The organism is Paenibacillus lacisediminis, assembly GCF_046567315.2.
The window spans coordinates 78,359-99,532 of sequence record NZ_JBKIAX020000019.1; the positions used below are offsets into that span (position 1 = coordinate 78,359).

Here is a 21,174-nt window from a genome sequence, read left to right on the forward strand (position 1 = left end):
CTCCTACATGTTTTTGATCAGTTCATCGGCAAACTCGGAGCATTTTACCTCTTTAGCGCCATCCATCAGACGGGCGAAGTCGTAAGTTACCGTCTTATTGTTAATCGATGTTTCCAAGCCTTTGTAAATGAGGTCCGCCGCTTCCTGCCATCCAAGATGCTCAAGCATCATGACGCCGGACAAAATGACGGAGCCCGGGTTCACGACGTCCAGATCGGCGTATTTCGGCGCCGTGCCGTGCGTCGCTTCAAAGATCGCGTGCCCGGTAACGTAGTTGATGTTCGCTCCCGGCGCGATCCCGATGCCGCCCACTTGCGCAGCCAAAGCGTCGGACAGGTAGTCGCCGTTCAGGTTCAGCGTGGCGATGACGTCAAAGTCGGTCGGGCGCGTCAGCACCTGCTGCAGCGCGATGTCGGCGATGGCATCCTTCACGATGATTTTGCCGGCTTCCTGCGCGGCCTTTTGCGCTTGATTCGCCGCATCCGTACCCGACTGCTCCTTGATCCGGTCATATTCGGCCCAGGTGAACACTTTATCGCCGAATTCCGCTTCGGCCACTTCGTAACCCCAGTTTTTGAACGCGCCTTCGGTGAATTTCATGATATTGCCTTTATGCACCAGTGTAACGCTCTTGCGGCCATGTTTGATCGCATATTCCACAGCGGCGCGGACAAGGCGTTTCGAGCCCTCCTCGGAAACCGGCTTGATGCCGATGCCGGACGTTTCCGGGAAGCGGATTTTTTTCACGCCCATTTCGTTTTGCAGGAACGCAAGCACTTTCTTGACTTCCTCGGAGCCTTCCTTGTATTCGATTCCCGCATAAATATCTTCCGTGTTCTCCCGGAAAATCACCATATCCACCAGCTCCGGATGTTTCACCGGAGAAGGCACCCCTTCAAAATAACGGACAGGGCGCAGGCAGACGTACAGGTCCAGCTCCTGGCGAAGCGCCACGTTCAGAGAGCGGATGCCGCCGCCGATTGGGGTTGTTAGCGGCCCCTTAATGGCCACAATATACTCACGGATCGCGGTCAGCGTGTCAGCCGGCAACCACTCTCCGTAGGCATTAAAGGCCTTTTCCCCGGCAAAAACTTCGTACCAGGCGATTTTTTTGTCGCCGCCGTAGGCTTTCTCCACAGCAGCGTCCAATACGCGTTTGGATGCTTTCCAGATATCGCGGCCGGTGCCATCGCCCTCGATAAACGGAACGATCGGGTGGTTTGGCACCTGCAGCTTTCCATCTTGAATCGTAATTTTTTCACCTTCGGCAGGGAGATCAAACTTTTCAAGCTTCAACATGTTTTCGGTTTCCTCCTCGTTGATCGTTTCAACTATTCACGGTCTCCATTTTATCATAAATCGCCATGGAGCTCCCGTTCTGCTGCTTATCTTAGTTCAATCGGTACGTAAGTCTGGTTTGTGGCCCCTACATATTCCGCACGCGGACGGATCAGCCGGTTGTCCTCAAGCTGCTCCAATATATGCGCAGTCCAGCCGGAGAGACGGCTGATCGCAAAAATCGGCGTAAACAAATCGCCCGGAATGCCCAGCATCGTATAGACGGAAGCGGAATAGAAGTCTACGTTAGGCTTCAACCCCTTTTGCCCTGTCACGAGCTGATCCACTTTGACGGAAATGTCGTACAGCGTCGAGTCGCCTTTAAGCGCGCTCAGCTGACGGGACATTTTCTGCAGATGTTTGGCCCGCGGGTCGCCGTTTTTGTATACGCGGTGTCCGAAGCCCATGATTTTCTCCCGGTTGGCCAGCTTCCGCTGAATGTAGGGTTCCGCCTGGTCAAGTGTGTCGATTTCGCTCAGCATCTTCATCACCGCTTCGTTGGCTCCGCCGTGGAGCGGCCCTTTCAACGTCCCGATCGCGGACGTCACCCCGGAGTAAATGTCCGACAGCGTTGCGATCGTTACGCGCGCGGAGAACGTGGATGCGTTGAGCTCGTGGTCCGCATGGAGCACCAGCGCCTGGTCCAGCGCACGAACGGCGATCGGATCGGGTTCTTCGCCGGTCAGCATGTATAAGAAATTGTGGGCGATGGATACGCCTTGCAGCGGAGCCACAGGTTCCTTGCCTTGACGGATGCGGGCAAAAGCGGCAATCAACGTCGGAATTTGGGTTTGCAGCTTGATCGCTTTTTTCAAATTGCTTTCGCGCGTGTTGTCATTGGCGTTCTCATCGTACAAAGCAAGAGCCGATACGGCAGTACGAAGCACTGCCATCGTGTTGGCACCCTGCGGATACAACTTCATCTGCGCGATAACCGCCTCCGGAACCGCAGCATAGTCGCTGAACTGCTGCTGCAGCCGCTCCAGCTCGGATTGGTTGGGCAGTTTGCCGTTCCACAGCAAGTACGCCGTTTCTTCAAAACTAGCGCGTTCAGCCAGATCATCGATATTAATGCCGCGATAGCAGAGCACGCCGTCATGAATGGAGCTGATCGAGGAAGTTGCCGCAACAATGCCTTCCAGGCCTTTCGTAGCTGTCATGATACATCTCTCCTTTGTTAACATTTTGTGAGCAACAAGCTGTGAAAACATTTTCAAATTAAAATTTTAAATTTTTTATGAACTGACGCGAAAACGACCCTGAAAAAAGGAATCACGCTATAAAATCCTTACTAATCCATCATACTGGATTTCTCGGAGCATGGGAACCCGCTACGGCGCAGCCCGTCAGATCAAAAATTTCTTTCACGATCATAAAGAATTTTTGTAAACGATTTCAGTTTTGCAATAAGAAATGTCACATTAATTGAAAAAAAGTAGGCTCGTCATACTCCCTGCGGACCCATAATATCCTAGAACTAGGACATGTATTCACAAAAAAGGGGAAATGCCGTTTGGATAGCGTAGTCGTCAAACGCGTATTGCGCGGAAGCTGGATTTGTGTCGTCGTTGTTGGTTCCCTCGCTGCGGTTTACTGGCTGATCCCGCTCCTTTACCCGTTTCTGATCGCCTGGCTGATCTCCTATGCGATGAATCCGTTTGTCCTCTGGCTTCAGCAAAATATAAAGCTCCCAAAGTGGCTGGCGGTTACGTTCTCGCTGCTCGTCTATTTCGGCAGCGCTGCCATCATCCTGTCCGCGGCATTGACGCGGCTCGTCAAGGAGCTGATTCATCTAGCCGAATCCTTCGACGTTCGCATTGAGGAGTGGAGGCGCCTGTTTACCTCCTGGACGCAAAGCGAAAGCATCCAATCGATTCTTGGTGAAATCAACCGATTTATCGCCGACAATCCCGGCTATGAAAATACGATCCACAAAAACATCGACAACACTGCGGAAAAGATAGGCTCCGCCGTCTCGCACCTCGTCAACAATTTTTTAAACATCGTGGTAGGTTTGATATCTTCGCTGCCGAACCTCGGCGTCATTCTCGCCGTTATTCTGCTCGCGACTTTTTTTATCAGCAGCCATTGGGAGCGGGACATGCGCTTTCTGGCGCGCAGCATTCCCGCTCCGTTCCGGAGAACCGCCGGCGATATTTGGAAAGATCTGCAAAAGGCGCTGTCCGGCTACCTGCGTGCTCAGTTTATCATGATCTCGATAACCGCCTTCATCGTGCTGATCGGGCTGCTGATTTTGGGCGTGGAATCCGCGTTTACTTACGCCCTGCTGATTGGCTTGGTCGATCTACTGCCTTATTTGGGCGTAGGAACAATCATGATCCCCTGGCTCATCTACGCCTTTGCTACCGGCGACATGACGCTTGGCATAGGTCTGTCGGTCCTGTACGGCATCATCCTGGTGTCCAGGCAACTCATTGAACCGAAAGTGCTGGCCAGCAGCGTCGGCCTTGACCCCTTGCCCACCTTGATCGCCATGTTCGCCGGTCTAAAGCTGTTTGGCGTGCTGGGCCTGATCGTCGGGCCCGTGACCCTGGTCATCTTCGGCGCGGCCATCCGCGCCGGGGTAGTGCGGGACTTGCGCAATTATATCCTGCACGGAAGATTGAGGTGAAAAATCCCCCTACATTCGCTCGGGCGCCTGCAGGCCCAGAAGACGCAGCCCGTTGCACAGCGTGATTTGCACGCATTTAACCAAAGCGACCCGGGCTTCCCGAAGCTCGCGATCATTGACAAGCACAGGACACTCGTGATAAAAACGGTTAAACGCCTGGGCCAAATCGATCAAATAACGGCTGACGATCGACGGCTCCATTTTGTCCGCGGCCAACTTGATCCGTTGCGGAAACTGCGACAACCGCTTTACCACATCGTACTCCGCCGGATGTATCAACAGCTCGCTTTTTACGCCACCGTCACGCTCAGCGCCAAGTTTGTCCTGTTCGTCCAATTTGCGCAGAATGCTGCACGCTCTGGCATGCGTATATTGCAGATAAGGGCCTGTTTCCCCTTCAAAGCTTAGCGCTTCCTCCCAGGAGAAATGGATGTCCTTAATCCGGCTGCCGCTTAAATCGTGAAAAATAACGGCCCCGACGCCCACCTGTTTGGCCACCTCGTCCTTTTGCTCCAGATGGGGATTTTTTAGCTTGATAAGCTCCCGCGCCTTCATCACTGCCTGCTCCAGAAGTTCCTCCAGTTTGACCACATTCCCCCTGCGTGTGGACAAGCCGACTCCCCCCAAGTCCACCCGTCCGAACGGAACATGCACCAAATCTGCCGCCCAGGAGTACCCCATCAGCTCCACTACCTTAAACCACTGTTTAAAATGCAAGCTTTGCGAGTAATCCGTCACATAAATCGCCTTAAGAAAATCGTAGGCCTGTTTGCGGTAGAGCGCGGCCGCCACATCGCGTGTATGATACAGCGTGCTGCCGTCCTGCTTGAGCATCAAAGCCGGCGGCATGTCGAAGGCGTCCAGCTTCACCAGCCAAGCACCCCCGTCCTCTTCCAGCAGTTGCTTGTCCCGCAGCTCACGGGTCACCGAAGCGGTTTTGTCATTGTAAAAGCTTTCTCCCGTCACATAGTCAAAACGTACCCCAAGCAGCCGGTACACTTTATCGAACTCGGTCATGCTCATATCAACGAATCTCCGCCACAACCGCAAAGCTTCCTCGTCGCCCTGCTCCATTTTTGCGAACCAGGCGCGCGCTTCATCCTCCATTTCCGGCCTCTTTTCCGCCTCATCATGAAATTGGACGTATAAGCGGAGCAATTCGTCGATCGGCCCTGACGCCAACCGTTCCTCATCCCCCCATAAACGGTAGGCGACGATCAGCTTCCCGAATTGCGTCCCCCAGTCTCCCAGATGATTAACCCCGATCACGCGGTATCCGAGACAAGAGAAGATCCGGTAAAGCGCGCTTCCGATCACCGTCGAACGCAAATGCCCGATGTGAAAAGGCTTGGCGATGTTGGGCGAGGAATAATCGATGACGATCACGCGGCCTCGGCCGATATTTTGTTCCCCGTATCTCTCTCCGGCTGCGCTTATTTCACTGACCACTTCCTGCGCAAAAATCCCTTTGTCCCAATAAAAGTTCAAATAGCCCGATGCTGCCTCAAAACGTGTAATATGGGCGGCGAACGCATGCGGATGACTCGCGGTCCGCACATCTACAGCGGCCTGCACCTCCTCCAGTCTCTGCTTCAGTTCCTGCGCGATGGCCTGTGGCGGCTTGCGAAGCTGCCTGCTCAGCTTGAAGCAAGGCAAAGACAGGTCCCCCATCTCCTCCGCAGGCGGATATTCCAGCATTGCCTCGATCTCCTCGGCGGCGATTCCCGTAAGGCTCTGCGCCACAAGACCGGCGGCCATTTTTCTCCATTTTTCCAGCAACGAAACCCGCTCCCTTATCCAAAAATTCGGTAAAACAAAAAAAGGCCCCCGTCTCAAAAAGAGACGAGAAACCTCTGATTCCCGCGGTACCACTCTAAGTGCTAACCATAATTAGCCACTCTTTACGTTTAACGGCTTGTTGCCGGATTTGCCTACGCCTTGCTGCCGGTTCGGCAAACCATTTCCCGGGTCCGCTTCATTCATGCCTTTCGTACCGGCTTCCACCCTTCCGGCTCGCTGTGACTGTCCGACATGCACTACTATCCCGTTCATCAATGTTAACGATGTAATTTTAAGAGGTTGTTCAAAAAGTCATCTTTTGAAGATTTAAGAATGAATAGTCACCGAAGCGTGTCTTCCTTAAATCGCAAGAAAAACTTCAGCTTAGGGCGGTCTGTCTTCTTTGATTGTTCATCGATAAAGTTTTTCTTATCACGAAGCAGGTCAAGAAGCGGATCGGGCGTCGAATCTTGAATTCAGCCGGGCCAAGCGGATGCTTCCGAAGCATGTTTCCTACGGAAACATTTCAGTTGCTCACGTACCCAAAACGTACGCTCCGCTACTCAGTCCCTAGCTTCATCCAACCTTCTCGGTGCTGAAAACCCGACTTTTTGAACTCGCATTTTAAATATATATACTGGAAAAAGCACAAAAAGTCAACGCCGGAAATAGGTGATTGTGCCGTCCTTCATTTTTTTATGGATCCATTTCATCAGCGGGAAACGGTACAGCGGCCGGGTTAGCGGAAACACCATCGTAAACCCGATGATATCCGTAACAAATCCGGGGATCAGCAGCAGGATGCCGCCGGCAAAAACACAAATGCCGTCCAGCACCATCCGCCCGGGAACCTGCCCGCCGGTCATTTGGGCTCTGGCATCCGCCAGCACCTTGCGCCCTTCAAACTGCATCATCAACCCGCCGATCACCGAAGTGGCCAAGGTCAAAAAGATCGTCTTCCCGACCCCCAATTTTTCGCCGACAAACAAATATCCCCAAAATTCCACGAGCGAGACGATGATGATTAAAGCGGCTATCCATTTACGCATATTTATAGAAACTCCTTTAAGAGGTTGAACTCGCACTTTATCCTCGCAGCATAATAAAATATTGATCGTATATATGTATTTTACCGCTACAAAGGAGGAGAATCAAAAATCATGGTTTTCGCGCTTCCTCAAAGGCCGCAAACCATTCGGGAAATACCTTTTTGAACTGGACCGGCTTGAAATCCTCGCGCCGCACGACGTAGTGGGTGGACGAACCCTCCACGCAGAGCTCGCCTTCGCCGTTAAACACATGGTATCCGTAAACGGTCTTCACGCCGCCGTTTTCGATGATCCATGTCTTGAGCAGCACCTTGTCGCCGTAACGGATGCCTTTTTTGTACTCCACCTTCATTTCATGAACGGGAGAAATATATCCGACCCGCTCCATATCGATATATTTAAAGCCGAGGTCCTCGCACAGTTTCGAGCGTCCCGCCTCAAACCAGCCGAGGTAGTGGGCGTGATAAATAATCCCCATCATATCGAATTCAAAATATTTCGGCTCTATAGCCAGTTCGCTGACATACACGTGATCCCTCGCTCCTTTCTTTTGCTGCAAAAAAAGCAATGGTTCCCGGTTTACAGGGTTCCCCATTGCCTTTTTTTAAATCGTTCGCACGATCGTTGCTATATCTTAAAACAGGGCTACTTGCGGATTTGGCCAATCTTGATCAAATTGGTCGATCCGGAACGTCCAAGCGGAACCCCGGCGGTAATAACGACAAGGTCGCCTTCCTTCACCACGCCGGAATCCAGGCCGCCCTTCATCGCCTTGTCGAACATTTCGTCCGTGGACGAAGCAACCTGACCCTTCACCGGCGTAACGCCCCAGTTCAAAGCCAAGCGGCGCAGCGTTTGGTCTTCGGTCGTCACCGCGATGATCGGCGCTTTCGGACGATATTTGGACACCATCCGCGCCGTATAACCCGTTTCCGTGGAAGTGATGATCGCTTTGGCGTTCAGCTCCAGCGCGGAGTTGGCCACCGCCTGGCTGATCGCTTCCGTCACGGTCGTTTGCTGGGCATTGCTTTGCTTGATGAAAATTTCGCGGTATTCGAGGCCGGATTCGGCTTTTTCCGCAATGCGGGCCATCGTCAGCACCGATTCCACCGGATATTTCCCGGCAGCCGTTTCGCCGGACAACATGATTGCGTCCGTACCGTCGAAAATCGCGTTCGCCACGTCGCTCGCTTCGGCGCGTGTCGGTCTTGGGTTACGTTGCATCGAGTCGAGCATTTGCGTGGCGGTAATAACCGGCTTGCCGACGCGGTTGCATTTTTCGATCATCCGTTTTTGCACCAGCGGCACGTCTTCGGCAGGAATTTCCACGCCAAGGTCGCCGCGGGCCACCATCAAACCGTCGGACACTTCCAGGATTTCGTCCAGGTTGTCGACGCCTTGCTGGTTTTCGATTTTGGAGATAATTTGGATGTGGGTAGCGTTATGTTTCTCAAGCAATTGACGGATTTCAAGCACGTCGCTCGCTTTACGAACGAAGGAAGCGGCAATAAAATCGATGCCTTGCTCGATCCCAAACTTGATATCGTTAGCGTCTTTCTCGGTGATGCCTGGCAGGGAAATGTCAACGCCGGGAACATTTACACCTTTCTTGCTCTTAATGGTGCCGCCGTTGACGATCCGGCATTTGATTTCCGTGCCTTGGATGTCAACTACCGTCAGTCCGATCAAACCGTCATCGATCAAAATGGTCGAACCTGCTTCCACATCACCCGGAAGCTCTTTGTACGTAATCGAGATGCGATTCTTGTCCCCGAGAATTTCTTCCGTAGTAAGGGTGATGAATTCGTCTTGCACGAGCTCGATCGGTTCTTCCTTTAATTTGCCGGTACGGATTTCTGGACCTTTGGTGTCCAACAGTATGGCGATTGATTTCCCCAGCTCCGCGCTCGCTTGGCGGATCGTTTTGATCCGGCCGCCATGCTCTTCAAAATCTCCATGGGAGAAGTTCAGGCGAGCGACGTTCATTCCGGCCATGATCAACTTCTTGATGTTCTCTAACGATTCACTGGAAGGACCGATGGTACATACGATTTTTGTTTTGCGCATTTGGGTTTCCTCCGTTTTAATAGTTCTCTCTATATAGTCTTTTCCAACAACTAAATTTACTACAATTTTGTCGATTTGTATAGGAAGTTTATCATATTGTCACGAACATTCTATTGTTTTACCCTACGAAAACAATCTATAATAGCCGAAAAATCCGAGGCCAAAGCCCCGATTTTTCGGCTATTCGATAGTTTTACTCCTGCTTGTGCACCAATTCCGAGGACGCGGTTTCTTCAACATCGGTCTTATCGCCGGTTTCTTCGCCGTCCCCGCCGGAATCACCCGAAACAGCAGGAGACGTCTTTTCCAGGCTTAAGTTCTCCCCCGGCACGCCGGAACCTGCCGGAGATCCCGCGTATACGCGCGCTTCCGTATTCCCGGCCACCGTAAACTTGCCGATTTTCCGGAATTTCCGATACCGGTCCTCAAGCAGCTCGTCCGCATGCATAATCGACAATTCCTCCAAATGGCGGACAATCGCTTCCTTAATGGCGCCTGCGGTAGCTTCGTAATCGCGGTGCGCCCCGCCCCGCGGCTCCGGAATGACCTCTTCGATCACTTCCATTTCCAGCAAGTCCTGGGCCGTAATCTTCATCGCTTCCGCCGCCTGGTCAGCCTTGGAAGCGTCCTTCCACAGAATCGAAGCCGCGCCGTTCGGCGAGATCACGGAATATATGGCGTTCTCCAGCATCAGCACACGGTTGCCGACGCCAAGCGCCAGTGCCCCGCCGCTTCCGCCTTCGCCGAGGACCACACAAATAACGGGCACCCGAAGCATCGCCATTTCCCGCAGGTTGCGGGCGATCGCCTCGGATTGTCCCCGTTCCTCCGCCGTAATGCCCGGATAAGCCCCTTTTGTATCGATAAACGTAACGATGGGCCGCCGGAACTTGTCCGCCTGCTGCATCAGCCGAAGCGCTTTGCGGAAGCCCTCCGGATGCGCGCTCCCGAAGAAGCGGGCGATGTTGTCCTTCGTATCTTTCCCGCGCTGCTGCCCAAGCACCGTCACGGGAACGCCGTTCAGCTTGGCCAATCCGCCAACGACGGCAAGGTCGTCCCCGAACACCCGGTCCCCGTGAAGCTCAATGAAGTCTTCAAAGATCAGGCCGATCATATCCAGAGAAGTCGGACGCTGGTGATGCCGGGCCAGATGCATTTTTTGCGACGGCGAAATTTGGCTGTATATCTCCTCTTCCAATTGCCGGTACCGTTCTTCCAAACGAGCAATCTCCTCGGCAAAATCGATGCCTTTTTCTTTACCGAACTGCTCCAATTCCTGAATTTTCTCGCGCAGCTTCACAAGCGGCGTTTCGAAAGGCAATTCGCCCGCCATTTATGCTCCTCCCTTCACACCGTGCAAATCCAGCAATTTGGACAGCGTGGCTTTCATTTCCTTGCGGTGAACCACCAAATCGAGCTGCCCGTGCTGCAGATTGAATTCGGCCGTCTGAAAATCGTCCGGCAGCTTTTGCCGGATCGTCTGCTCGATGACGATTCTCCCGGCAAAACCAAACACCGCTCCCGGCTCGGCCAGAATGATATCTCCGAGCATAGCAAAGCTGGCCGATACGCCTCCCGTCGTCGGATCCGTAATGACCGATATGTAGAGACCGCCCTGTTCGCCCAAGCGGGCCAATGCGGCGCTCGTTTTCGCCATTTGCATCAGGCTGAGGATGCTCTCCTGCATGCGGGCTCCGCCTGACGTTGAGAAAATAATCATCGGCAGCCGTTTCTCCGTCGCCGCTTCAATGGCGCGGGTAATTTTTTCTCCGACCACGGAACCCATGCTGCCAGTGAAAAAATCAAAGCTCATGACCGCCACAACGGCCGGAAAACCGCCGATGGTGCCTTGTCCGGTCACGACGGCCTCCCGCAGCCCCGATTTCAACGCCTGCTGCTCCAGCTTGCCGGCATACCCCGGAAATTCGAGCGGATCGACGGAGATCAGGTCTGCGTCAAATTCCGTAAAACTTCCCTCATCCATCGTGTAGCGGATGCGCTCCAGCGCGTTAAGCCGCATATGATAACCGCAGGAAGAGCAAACTTTAAAATTTTTCTCCAATTCCTTGCTGTACTGAATACTGCCGCAACGGGCGCATTTATTCATCAGACCTTCGGGAATTTCCCGTTTAGGCCGGTCCATCGACTGCGATCCGTCTTCGCTCCCTCGACGTTCTGAAGGAATGGTCGCGTATTTTCTTTTCTTCTGAAACAAGTCTTTAAACACAACTACACCTCTTCAGCCGTTTATATTCATGGCCAGTAATACAGTCATAGATCTATCGCACCAAAGCCTTGCGCCCTTTATAGGACAATCCCGCCTAAGGATGCAAAATCGAATTCAAAACCTCTTGCACTTCCTCCAGTTCCCCGGAAGGAACCAGGATTTCGAACTGCTGCTTGGATAAATTGACAGGACGTGTTTGGACGAGGAAGCCTTCTTCGGTGAGTTTCGTTTTGATCATATCCGCAACCTTGGCGGTTGGCGCAATATACATTACAGTCCACATGCCCTTTTCAAAGCCCCCTACTTTCATCTTTGAGCCCGTATAATAGAGTTATGATAACATAATTTTCAAATCCCCCGCAACAAAGGGAAAGGTCGCGAAATGGAAGCGGAAGGCGCGAAATCCGTCGGAATTCGGGCTGTCCGCTTAAGCCGCGAAACGCCCGTTCCCGCCGGAGAGGGAAATGCGGGCCCCCTTTGCCGCAAAGCTTGTCACAAGCTGTCTATCTTAAAAAATTGCAATTCCAATACATTAAACCAGCAGTTGCCCTGATTTCAATATCAATTCCTTTTCTGCAATAGCAGTTCCTTCAATTCGGGGGCAAGGCGCTGTTATTTTTGGGAATAAGTGGCGGCATTTTTATGGTTATGGGCGATTCTGGCCGAAGCGGCCGCGGCCAATCCGGCTACGAGATCATCCAAAAACACATGGATGTTCGCGCCTTTGTTGTTCAGCTTGCCGATGATTTCGGGCTTAACCTTGTCCAAATAACCAAAGCTTGTCAGCCCGATCATGCCGAAAACGCTCGTAATGCCTAACGCCATCGTTTCGTCGACGCCGTACAGCGGCTCATCCGCTTCCATGATCGATTGCAGCGGCTCCGGAAGAAGCCCTTGTTCCGCCAGCTCATCCAATGCAATACCCGTAAACAAAGTGTACTGCACCTCTCTTTTTTGCAGCACCGCCTTTACACTATCCAAACACTGCTCCACCGTCAAATCGTCATGATAGGCAACTTGCATAGAATGGACGATCTGCGCGATTTCCTCCAACCTAACGCCTCTGCGCAGCAACTGAGCTGCAGCAATTTCATAGGACATCTGATCACCTCCTTACCTTTCGGAAAAAGCGATCTCCTTGGTTCCGCCGTCCACCGTCGGCAGTCCGCCACCCGCCGCCCGCCGACTGCAGCGCAACGCCGCCCCGCTCCGGGACGCGCCGGGAGCAGCACGTTTTTCCGAAATACCACTTGGACCCGGGGGAGTCCTTGTTTATGGCGTATCGTGTTCCTAAGTGTATGCTTGAAGCGTAAAAAATGTTCGTTAAAAACGGAGCCAAGCCTGAAAATACACGGGTATAGGGGGTTCTTAAAGGGCTGGAATAGCTAGTATAGCCGGGTGGCAGACTTCCGCAGCCTGACACATCGTTCTGATTGGAAATATCCAATAGAACTGGAAATTGAATGGCCGGTCTGCAGCGTGATAGGATATTTCCAATGAGAGCCCAAAATTCCGTTCGAACTCCGATAATCTATTGGATTTTTGCAATGTGAGGTAAAGGGACACCCAAGCTGTCGCGGAGTAATTGGACCAGACAGAGGCTGCCTGTAGAATTAGAAGACCTTGCTGGCAGCCCGCGTTACTGGTGCCCAATAATCCCCATGCGGCTGAGTCTAACGCCTTTTTGGGCCTGAACCGCACCTACTGTACATCTAGGCTTACCAAAATGAAGCCCCCCTTCAATGGTTGCTTGTCGCTTCCATTTTGCAAGGAGGGCTGCTTTTACATCCTTTTCAAGTTAGCTTGTTGAAAAACTAAAGGGGAAACATAAGGGAAAAAAATGGCGCTATTTCGGCGGTATCCCCACTTTGCTTGAAATAGCGGACATTTATGGCGTTATTTTTTCGTATCGCAGGGAAATAGCCACTTTGTGCACCATTCGTTGGGAAATAAGGCCATAAAATTCCGCTAATGGTGATAAACATGCTCACTTCCGGAAAATAAGACCTTAAAGTTCCGCTATTTTTTGGTGATCCACCAGTCAGATTTTTGCACCATGCTCGCTAAGCATTCGTGATAATATCGCCAGGAATGTATGAAGAGCGGCGATTTATGGTGCTCTCCTATAGATAAACCATGTCACTTCCGGAACGATCTACTAGTCTTCCACAAAGCGCGCACCTTTTCAGCATGTAAGCTTTGCTAGGAGCCAAGCGATAGTTCGGGCAACGGACATGAATGCGAATCCGACCAATGGACAAGGACGCCTAGTCCAATTATCTCACCTTTACGGTATCCGGACCGAGCATCTGTTCCATTTCGCGGAAAAGCGCAGGGGACGGCTTGATGCTGTAACGTTCGGACAAGGCCAGCAGCTTGCCGGTGCTCTCGTAGAACAGCACCGTCCCGACCGGTCCGGGGTGCTGTTCGAGCAGCGTCTTCAACTGCTCGAGCAGGCGCGCGTTCTCCGCCGCGGCCGTGATTTTGATGAAGACGCGCTGCTGTCCGCGCGTCTCCCGCCCGCGGAGGCCGCCCTGCGCGGGCGGTGCGGCGCTGCCCGCGGCATCGCGGGCGGCCTCATGCGCGCCGGGGCGCCCGGCAGCGGCGCCATAGCCGGGCGCCTGCCCGGCAGCGGCGCCATGGCTGGGCGCCTGCCCGGCAGCGCCTTGCGGCGCTTGCTCCGGCGCAGGCTCGCGCCGGGGCCGGCCCGCGGCCGCAGGCGCGTTCTGCGCCGCTGCTGCCCGCGCGGGCGGCTGCTCGGCGCCGCCGCTCCGGCCGGCGCTCGCGCCCTTGTCGCCGCTGCCGCCCGCGCTCAGCCCCGCGCTCGCTCCACCGCCGCCGCCCGCGCTCAGCCCCGCACCCGCACCGCCGCCGCTTCCCGCTGCGGCGCTTCTGCCGGCGCCGCCGTTCGCCCCGCGCCCGCGCGTGAGCCTGCGGCGCAGCTGCGCCAGCGCCTGCGCGCCAAGCGGGGCCACTTCGTCGGCCAGCAGCTTGAAGCCTTCGTCTTGCAGCTGGACGGTGGCGCGCAGCGCAAGCAAGGCCCCCTTGCTGACATGCGCCGAGCAGCGCCGCCACACTTCGGGGAACAGCACGACCTCGCAGCGCTCGATCTGGTCCTCCATCTCCATGAAAGCCATCGCTTTGCCCTGCTTGGTCGTGATCGCTTTGACCGACACGACCATCCCGGCCACAACCGTCCGGCTTTCATCCGCCGCTTCCGCCAAATCCATCAGCCGGTCAACGCCCCCCTGCTCAAGCAGCTCATCGTAATCGTCCAGCGGGTGGCCGGACAGGTACAAACCGAGCAGCTCCCGCTCCAATTCCAGCTGCTGCGCGGCGGTAAACGGCGGAACTTCGGGATACTCGATGTCCCAGTTTGGCGTTTCCACAAAATCGAACAGCTGGATCTGCAAATCCTCCCGCTCCTTGCGCCATTTGAGCGCAGCTTCCACCGTCTCGTCCAGCATCGCCAGCAGTTGGGCGCGGTGTCCCGGGAGGGAGTCGAACGCGCCGCCCTGAATCAACGATTCAATGACGCGTTTGTTGCACGTCCGCAGATCGACGCGGCGGCAAAAATCAAGCAGGCTGTCGAACGGCCGCTCCTTCCGCTCGCGCATAATGCTTTCGATCGCCTGGGTGCCGACGTTTTTGATCGCCGCGAGCCCAAAGCGGATCACGCCCAAGGCTGCATCAGGATCGCCCGGCATCTCGCTGTCATCCCCGCCGGAGGCACCGGCCTTAACCTGTTCCGTCAAGCCGGTTTCGGCCGCAAATGCGCCTTCCCCGGCTTTCGGGACTCCCACCATTCCTCCCGCGAAGTCCCCGTCCCCAACCGCGGCGCCAACCCGAGCCTGCGGCGTAAACAACACGCCGCTTTCGTTCACGTCCGGCGGCAGCACGGTGATGCCCATCCGCCGGCATTCGACGATATACTCCGCCACCTTGCGGTGGCTGCCCATAACGGCGGTCAGCATCGAGGCCATGAACTGGACGGGATAATGTGCCTTAAGATATGCCGTCTGGAACGCCAGCACGCCATAGGCAGCCGCATGCGCCCGCGCGAAGCCGTAATCGGCAAAGCGGACGATCATATCGTACACGGCGTTCGCCTCCTCTGCCGTATAGCCTTGGGCCAAACTGCCGCTGACGAAATGCTCACGCTGCTCATCCAGCACTTCCCGCTTTTTCTTCGAGACGGCGCGCCGCAGCAAATCGGCTTCCCCCAAGGAAAATCCCGCCATTTTGGAGGCGATTTGCATGATTTGCTCCTGATAGACGATGATCCCGTACGTGTCTTTCAGAATGGGCTCAAGATCCGGATGCGGAAACTCAAGCGTAATCTGCCCGTGCTTGCTGGCGATGTATTTCGGAATGAACTCCATCGGACCGGGACGGTAAAGCGCGTTCACCGAAACGATATCCTCGAACAACGTCGGCTTCAATTCGCGCAAAACCCGGCGCATCCCCGAGGACTCCATCTGGAACACCCCGGTCGTTTCGCCCCGTCCGAGCATGTCATAGGTAGCCGGATCATTGTCGGGAACATGCCGGAAATCGGGGACGTTTCCCGTCTGCTCTTCGATCCAGCGCAGGCACCGCTCGATGATGGACAATGTGCGCAGGCCCAAAAAATCCATTTTGAGCAGGCCGATCGATTCGAGGTTTTCCATGGAAAATTGGGTTAAAGCGGTATCCTCGCTTCCGGATTGCAGCGGTACCGCATCCGTCAGCGGATCGCGCGAGATGACGACCCCGGCGGCGTGCGTGGAGGCGTGCCGCGGCATGCCTTCCACCTTCATCGCCATGTCCAGCAAATTTTTAATTCGCGGCGCCGATTCGTACATCGCTTTTAAATCCGGACTCTCTTTCAGGGCCCGCTCAATCGTGATGCCCAGATGCGCCGGAATCAGCTTCGCCGCCTTGTCGACTTCGCCAAACGGCACGTTCAGCGCCCGGCCTACATCGCGAACGGCGGCGCGGGCCGCCATCGTTCCGAACGTGATGATCTGGGCCACGTGCTCCGCACCGTACTTGTCGGCCACATAAGCGATCACCTCGTCGCGGCGCTCGTCGCTGAAATCGATATCGATATCCGGCATCGTCACCCGCTCGGGGTTCAAAAACCGTTCAAACAGCAGGTTATACTTAATCGGGTCCACGTCGGTAATCTTCAGCACGTAAGCGACCAGACTGCCCGCAGACGATCCCCGGCCCGGGCCGGTGACGATCCCGCTGCGGTGAGCGAAGGCGATGAAATCCCAGACGATCAGAAAATAATCGGAAAATCCCATCTTGCCGATCACTTCCAGCTCATACCGCAGCCGCTGCTCAAGCCGTCCCCGCTCGTTCTTGTCCTGCCACACATCCAGATGACCGTAACGGTCATCCAGTCCTTTTTCGCACAGCTCAGCTAAATAACTCTCCGCAGTCATCCCTTCCGGAATCGGGCGGTAAGCCGGCAAAATATGGCGGCCAAATTCCAGCTCAAGCTCGCAGCTTTCGGCTATTTTCACCGTATTGGCCAGCGCCTCCGGCACATGCGGGAACAACGCGGCCATCTCATCTCCAGTTTTTAAGTAGAGCTGGTCCGTGTTCATCTTGAGCCGGTTTTCGTCGTCGACGGTTTTGCCGGTGCCGATGCAAATGAGCACATCCTGAACCTCGGCGTCCTCCCTGTTCAAGTAATGCACATCGTTGGTGGCCACCAGTTCGATCCCCGTCTCCTGCGCCAGCTGAACGAGCTGGGGGTTTACCTTTTTTTGCTCCGGAAGGCCGTGATCCTGCAGTTCCAGATAAAAATCTCTGCCAAACGCCGCCTTATAGCGCAGCGCCGCCTTTTTCGCTTCGTCATAAGACCCGCGCAGCAAATGATGCGGCACCTCTCCGCCCAGACAGGCGCTTAGGCAAATCAGCCCTTCCCGATGCCGCTCCAGCGCCTCCCAATCGATCCGGGGCTTGTAGTGGAAGCCTTCCAGATGGCCGATCGAGACCAGCTTCATCAAATTCCGGTATCCGGTCTCGTTTTTAGCCAGCAAAATCAGATGATGGATCGGCTGATCCTGACGGCTCCCCCGCTCCTTGCGCGAGCCTGCCGTAAAATAAACCTCGCAGCCGATAATCGGCTTGATCCCGTGGGCCTTGCACAATTTATAAAAAGGAACCGCGCCGTACATGACCCCGTGATCCGTCAGCGCGAGCGCCTTCATGCCGGAAGCCGCCGCCTTGGCGACGAGCTCTTCCAGCCTGGCCGCGCCGTCAAGCAAGCTGTATTCGCTATGTACGTGCAGATGAACAAAGCTGTCCATGCGATCCGATCCCTTCCTTTCGCTTAAATTGCCATGCCGCATTGGCTTTCATATCTATAATTGCGTGTTCAAAAAGTCAGGTTTTCAGCACCGAGAAGGTTGGATGAAGCCTGGGACAGAGGAGCGGAGCGTACGTTTTGGGTACGTGAGCACCGGAAGGCCCGGCTGAATTCAAGATTCGACGTCGAATCCGCTTCTTGTCCTGCTTCGTGATCAAAAGCTGACTTTTTGAACTACCTCTATAAATATTTTATCATACATGTCCCAAGCACGCCCATAGAATGGTAGAGGATAGGACAGACCTCGGAAAGGGGAGCTTTTATCGTGAGTTCGTTTTTGAGCAAAGCGGTTATGGACTTTTTTATCGCATTTGGAATCGTCGTGGGCGGGGCTATGGTTGGCGGAATCGGAGCCGTCGTTTCCCTGCAGCCGCCGACCCAAACGATGCTGGACATCGCCGACCGCATTAAAATTTGGGCGCTTGCCGCCGCAATCGGGGGCACGATCGATCCGATGCGGGTCATCGAAAGCAATTTTTTTGACGGAAACTTGTCCCCGGCCATCAAGCAGATTTTGTATTTGCTGTTTGCTTTCTTTGGCGCCCATATGGGTTCCGAGCTGGTGAGATGGATGTGCGGGGGAAGCCGGGGATGAATGAAGCAAAGCGGCCGGAAATCAAGGGATTCCGTCGGTTTTTGCAGCTTGCCGCCGTGTTTGTTTTGGGGATGGTGGCGGGTAGCATTGTATATAACGTAATCTATCAGACAAGCTACAATGTGCTGTGGATTCAAAACAAGGATCTGCAAATCCAGCTTCATCAAGCCGAGGAAGACCTCCGGACGCTGAAAAAATACAACAACCGCTCGACCGTGATCAAAGAAATCAAGGTGCGCGTGGAGGAACGGGATCCCCCGCTTGATTCGCTTGCAGTCAAAGAGGTTACCAAGCAATTGCATGATGAGCTTGAGGTGCTTCGCGGCAGGAACATTTTCGACATCGATTCCGACGCCAAAATGGCCCGTACACTGCTGAACCGGAAAATCTATGTCGTGCGCGACAAGGAATACAGCATCCAGATCAAAACGATGCTCGTGAGCGAAGGCGTGCTGCAGGTGTGGGTGGATATGCGGCCGTATATCCGGCTCTAACTTTTCATGCTACAATAAGGATCAAAAGGATGTTAAAAAACGGGTTTTGATCACGAAGTTGTATCCTTGGAGCGGATTCGGCGTCGAATCTTGAATTCAGCCGGGCTTTCCGGTGCTCACGTACCCAAAACGTACGCTCCGCTCCTCAATCCCTAGCTTCATCCAACCTTCTCGGTGCTGAAAACCCGTTTTTTAACTTTCATTGGACTGGATGTTAGATCCGGGTTTTGATCATGAAGTTGTACTCTGGGGGCGGGTTCGGCATCGAATCTTGAATTCAGCCGGGCCTAAGCGGACGCTTCCGAAGTATGTTTCCTGCGGAAACTTTCCAGTTGCTCACGTAAGCCGTGTGCTTAAAAAGGAGGAAAAATAAGGGCTCAAGACGCAGTGCTTGACAAAATAAATGATGACGGAGATGAGGGGGGTTGTCTCTCCAAACCACTTTGCACGATTATCCCTTTGGTTCAGAAAGCCAAGTCACATGATCAAACGGGATAATCGTGCAAAGCCTCCGGATAGTGATTCTCGCTCCAGGCCACGGTCTTTTTCCGGCTTGACTGTCAAGCACTGATGATTAGGTTGAACCAAAATAAGAGCAATAAATGTCGCTATTTCGGCGATATCACCCATTTTGAGAGCAATAGAGGAAATTTATGGCGCTATTTTCTCGAATCGCAAGGAAATGCTCGCGATCTGGGCGATTCATCGGAAAATAAGGACAAAAAATGCCGCTAATGGGGATGAACAGGCCTGGCTCCAGATAAATAAGTACATAAAGTACCGCTATTTTGAAGATCGGCGGTCGGCCGCTCCAGTAACCGGCGGTTCGTCGTTCCAGTAACTGGCGGTTAAGCGCTGATTTCTAAGTTGAGCCGATGATCACTCGCATTTTTCATAGCAACCAAGCCATTCGTATAAAGGAGCTGTAGATCTGGCCATGATCCAAACGATTCAATACGTCCTGTACGCCGTATTCATTATCGCTTGCCTATGTTCTATATTTTTCAGCTTTAAGTCGCGCCGTTCGCTCGATCCCAAGGTTCGCGGGCTGGCCGCCGCCAAAACCAACATCAGCATGGGGGTTATGCTCATTATTTTGGCTCTGATCCAAATGTTCATGTTCAGCGGCTCTTCGCTCCGCGTCGTGATCGGCGCATTGTTTATGGTGCTCGGCGCGTTTAACATTTTTGCCGGGATCCGCAATCACGGTGTCTTTTCCCGCCAAAAAGCAGAGTAGTTAAGCTTGTTTCCGGGAAATTTCCGCAAATCCCCGCTATGCGTGGTCGATCGATTGCAGCGCCATGACCGCCTTGGAGATGAGGGAGTCCTGGTAGGTTAACATAATTTCCAGCTTGCAGGCCCGACGGCTCATTTCCAGAACTACCGGAAGGATGACGACCGGGTTTTCGATCTGCACCGGCCGCACGAAATAAGTCGTAATGTTGTCGACGACAAAGTCCATGCCGCTGGCGTCCTTGGCGGCCCGCAGGCCGGCCTGGGTCATAAGCGAGGTGAGCACGCCGTGTGAAATCGTGCCGAGGTCGGTGGCCATCTGTGGTGTAATCATCCCGCGGAAAAACAGTTTTCCCTCCGCATCGCGTTCTTCGGCAAAACCGTTCCACATCAGGTGCTCGAACGTTTCCCCAAGCTGCGGCTGGTTGCGCACGTCGCGCATCGCCTGCAGCACCTCCCGGCGCGTAACGGAAGAAACCAGCTTCCGGTTGCGGTCCACCACCGGCAAGAAATCGATCCCTTCCCAGACCATGATTTGCGCGGCCGATGCCAGTGACGTCTGCAGCCCCACCGTAATCGGATGGCGCGTCATGCACTTTTCAATGGGCTGATCCCCGCTGAGCTCCTCCACATTTCTGCGGCTGACGATCCCGATGACCCGGTTCCATTCGTCCACGACCGGAAAATGATGATGTCCCGTTTCCAGCGACAATTCGTCAAAATCGGAGATATTGCTCGCAGCTTTCAGCATGTTCACCCGCGGCTTCCGGGCGACGATATCCTCGACCAGCATGATTTTTTTCTTGATCAACCGGTCGAAAATGGCCCTGTTGATCATGGAAGCAACGGTAAACGTATCGTGGCGCGAGGAAATGATCGGCAGCGCCAGCTTGTCCGCCAGCGCCTTGACCTCGCGGCTGGTGCCGAAGCCCCCGGTCACCAGTACCCCCGCTCCCTGCTCCAAGGCGAGCGAGTGGGCATTCTCGCGGTTCCCGATGATCAACAGGCTTCCGGCGTCGATATACCGCGCCATGGCATCGATTTTCATCGCGCCGATGACGTATTTGTGCAGCGTTTTGTCCAGCCCTTCACCGCCGCCCAGCACATGTCCTTCCACGATCCCGACCACATCGCCAAACGTCAGCTGGTCGGAGATGTTTCGCGGCTTTTTCTCGACGCGAACGGTGCCGATCCGCTCTTTAGTGATGACAATGCCGAGGTTTTCCGCCTCCTTGACCGCACGGTAAGCCGTTCCCTCGCTTACGCCCATCGCTTTGGCCAGCTTGCGCACCGAAATTTTCGTTCCGATCTTAAGTTGTTCGATATGTTGAAGCAGCTGCTCATGTTTAGTGACGCTCTCTTCCTGCCCCTCCAACTGTTATACCCCCTTGCCCGA

At 54.2% G+C, this 21,174-nt stretch carries 16 protein-coding genes and 1 other annotated feature; of the genes, 4 read left to right on the top strand and 12 right to left on the bottom strand.

The features are described 5' to 3' along the window. Positions 1-3 precede the first annotated feature (3 nt). Positions 4-1,299, bottom strand: a complete 1,296-nt coding sequence (gene icd / locus ACLD72_RS27020; RefSeq protein WP_411003680.1) for an NADP-dependent isocitrate dehydrogenase — start codon at positions 1,297-1,299, stop codon at positions 4-6. A gap of 86 nt (positions 1,300-1,385) precedes the next feature. Further along, positions 1,386-2,498: a citrate synthase gene (gene citZ, locus ACLD72_RS27025; RefSeq protein ID WP_411003681.1), complete on the bottom strand. Its 1,113-nt coding sequence runs from the start codon at positions 2,496-2,498 to the stop codon at positions 1,386-1,388. 353 nt (positions 2,499-2,851) lie between these two features. Between citZ and ytvI the strand changes: the two genes are divergently transcribed. After that, entirely contained in the window at positions 2,852-3,970 is a 1,119-nt protein-coding gene (gene ytvI / locus ACLD72_RS27030; RefSeq protein WP_411003682.1) for a sporulation integral membrane protein YtvI, read from the top strand. Between the two features lie 9 nt (positions 3,971-3,979). Here ytvI and argS read toward each other — a convergent pair whose 3' ends face one another. The 9 genes from argS to ACLD72_RS27075 form a co-directional block, all read right to left on the bottom strand. Then, positions 3,980-5,728: an arginine--tRNA ligase gene (gene argS / locus ACLD72_RS27035; protein ID WP_411003688.1), complete on the bottom strand. Its 1,749-nt coding sequence runs from the start codon at positions 5,726-5,728 to the stop codon at positions 3,980-3,982. 77 nt (positions 5,729-5,805) lie between these two features. Further along, positions 5,806-6,031, bottom strand: a binding site (T-box leader). A gap of 374 nt (positions 6,032-6,405) precedes the next feature. Next, positions 6,406-6,798, bottom strand: a complete 393-nt coding sequence (locus ACLD72_RS27040; RefSeq protein WP_411003683.1) for an FxsA family protein — start codon at positions 6,796-6,798, stop codon at positions 6,406-6,408. Between the two features lie 109 nt (positions 6,799-6,907). Next, positions 6,908-7,327, bottom strand: a complete 420-nt coding sequence (locus tag ACLD72_RS27045) for an acyl-CoA thioesterase (protein ID WP_411003684.1) — start codon at positions 7,325-7,327, stop codon at positions 6,908-6,910. A gap of 116 nt (positions 7,328-7,443) precedes the next feature. Continuing rightward, positions 7,444-8,865 (bottom strand): pyruvate kinase, encoded by a 1,422-nt coding sequence (gene pyk, locus ACLD72_RS27050; protein ID WP_411003685.1) that lies wholly within the window; start codon positions 8,863-8,865, stop codon positions 7,444-7,446. 193 nt (positions 8,866-9,058) lie between these two features. Beyond that, positions 9,059-10,198 (bottom strand): acetyl-CoA carboxylase carboxyltransferase subunit alpha, encoded by a 1,140-nt coding sequence (locus tag ACLD72_RS27055; RefSeq protein WP_411003686.1) that lies wholly within the window; start codon positions 10,196-10,198, stop codon positions 9,059-9,061. Beyond that, positions 10,199-11,092 carry an acetyl-CoA carboxylase, carboxyltransferase subunit beta gene (accD, locus tag ACLD72_RS27060; protein ID WP_251595548.1) on the bottom strand — a complete coding sequence of 298 codons (894 nt, stop codon included), beginning with the start codon at positions 11,090-11,092 and terminating at the stop codon, positions 10,199-10,201. Positions 11,093-11,186: 94 nt separating this feature from the next. Continuing rightward, positions 11,187-11,375 (bottom strand): hypothetical protein, encoded by a 189-nt coding sequence (locus ACLD72_RS27065; RefSeq protein ID WP_036624401.1) that lies wholly within the window; start codon positions 11,373-11,375, stop codon positions 11,187-11,189. Positions 11,376-11,704: 329 nt separating this feature from the next. After that, positions 11,705-12,193, bottom strand: a complete 489-nt coding sequence (locus ACLD72_RS27070) for a phosphatidylglycerophosphatase A family protein (protein ID WP_251595550.1) — start codon at positions 12,191-12,193, stop codon at positions 11,705-11,707. A gap of 1,175 nt (positions 12,194-13,368) precedes the next feature. Further along, positions 13,369-17,397, bottom strand: coding sequence for a DNA polymerase III subunit alpha (locus tag ACLD72_RS27075; RefSeq protein ID WP_458476245.1), 4,029 nt, complete (start codon positions 17,395-17,397; stop codon positions 13,369-13,371). A 324-nt stretch (positions 17,398-17,721) separates the two neighbouring features. Here ACLD72_RS27075 and ACLD72_RS27080 point away from each other — a divergent pair, with 324 nt between their 5' ends. From ACLD72_RS27080 to ACLD72_RS27090, 3 genes are all read left to right on the top strand, one after another. Continuing rightward, positions 17,722-18,051, top strand: a complete 330-nt coding sequence (locus ACLD72_RS27080) for a YtrH family sporulation protein (RefSeq protein WP_036624406.1) — start codon at positions 17,722-17,724, stop codon at positions 18,049-18,051. Further along, the gene (locus ACLD72_RS27085) at positions 18,048-18,545 is read left to right on the top strand and encodes a hypothetical protein (protein WP_251595556.1); all 498 of its coding nucleotides are present in this window, start codon (positions 18,048-18,050) and stop codon (positions 18,543-18,545) included. The genes ACLD72_RS27080 and ACLD72_RS27085 overlap by 4 nt, the downstream gene beginning before the upstream one ends. A gap of 937 nt (positions 18,546-19,482) precedes the next feature. Next, positions 19,483-19,782 (top strand): YtpI family protein, encoded by a 300-nt coding sequence (locus ACLD72_RS27090; RefSeq protein ID WP_411003357.1) that lies wholly within the window; start codon positions 19,483-19,485, stop codon positions 19,780-19,782. A 36-nt stretch (positions 19,783-19,818) separates the two neighbouring features. On the opposite strand, the gene ACLD72_RS27095 is transcribed toward ACLD72_RS27090, so the two are convergent. After that, positions 19,819-21,153 carry a DRTGG domain-containing protein gene (locus ACLD72_RS27095; protein WP_411003356.1) on the bottom strand — a complete coding sequence of 445 codons (1,335 nt, stop codon included), beginning with the start codon at positions 21,151-21,153 and terminating at the stop codon, positions 19,819-19,821. Positions 21,154-21,174 lie beyond the last annotated feature (21 nt).

Bases quoted from the DNA above. Each gene is read 5' to 3' on its own strand.
- ACLD72_RS27085 (WP_251595556.1), top strand. From the start codon at position 18,048: ATGAATGAAGCAAAGCGGCCGGAAATCAAGGGATTCCGTCGGTTTTTG.
- ACLD72_RS27065 (WP_036624401.1), bottom strand. From the start codon at position 11,375: ATGTGGACTGTAATGTATATTGCGCCAACCGCCAAGGTTGCGGATATG.
- ACLD72_RS27040 (WP_411003683.1), bottom strand. From the start codon at position 6,798: ATGCGTAAATGGATAGCCGCTTTAATCATCATCGTCTCGCTCGTGGAA.
- ACLD72_RS27075 (WP_458476245.1), bottom strand. From the start codon at position 17,397: ATGGACAGCTTTGTTCATCTGCACGTACATAGCGAATACAGCTTGCTT.
- ACLD72_RS27070 (WP_251595550.1), bottom strand. From the start codon at position 12,193: ATGTCCTATGAAATTGCTGCAGCTCAGTTGCTGCGCAGAGGCGTTAGG.
- ACLD72_RS27090 (WP_411003357.1), top strand. From the start codon at position 19,483: ATGATCCAAACGATTCAATACGTCCTGTACGCCGTATTCATTATCGCT.
- ACLD72_RS27055 (WP_411003686.1), bottom strand. From the start codon at position 10,198: ATGGCGGGCGAATTGCCTTTCGAAACGCCGCTTGTGAAGCTGCGCGAG.
- pyk (WP_411003685.1), bottom strand. From the start codon at position 8,865: ATGCGCAAAACAAAAATCGTATGTACCATCGGTCCTTCCAGTGAATCG.
- citZ (WP_411003681.1), bottom strand. From the start codon at position 2,498: ATGACAGCTACGAAAGGCCTGGAAGGCATTGTTGCGGCAACTTCCTCG.
- icd (WP_411003680.1), bottom strand. From the start codon at position 1,299: ATGTTGAAGCTTGAAAAGTTTGATCTCCCTGCCGAAGGTGAAAAAATT.
- argS (WP_411003688.1), bottom strand. From the start codon at position 5,728: ATGGCCGCCGGTCTTGTGGCGCAGAGCCTTACGGGAATCGCCGCCGAG.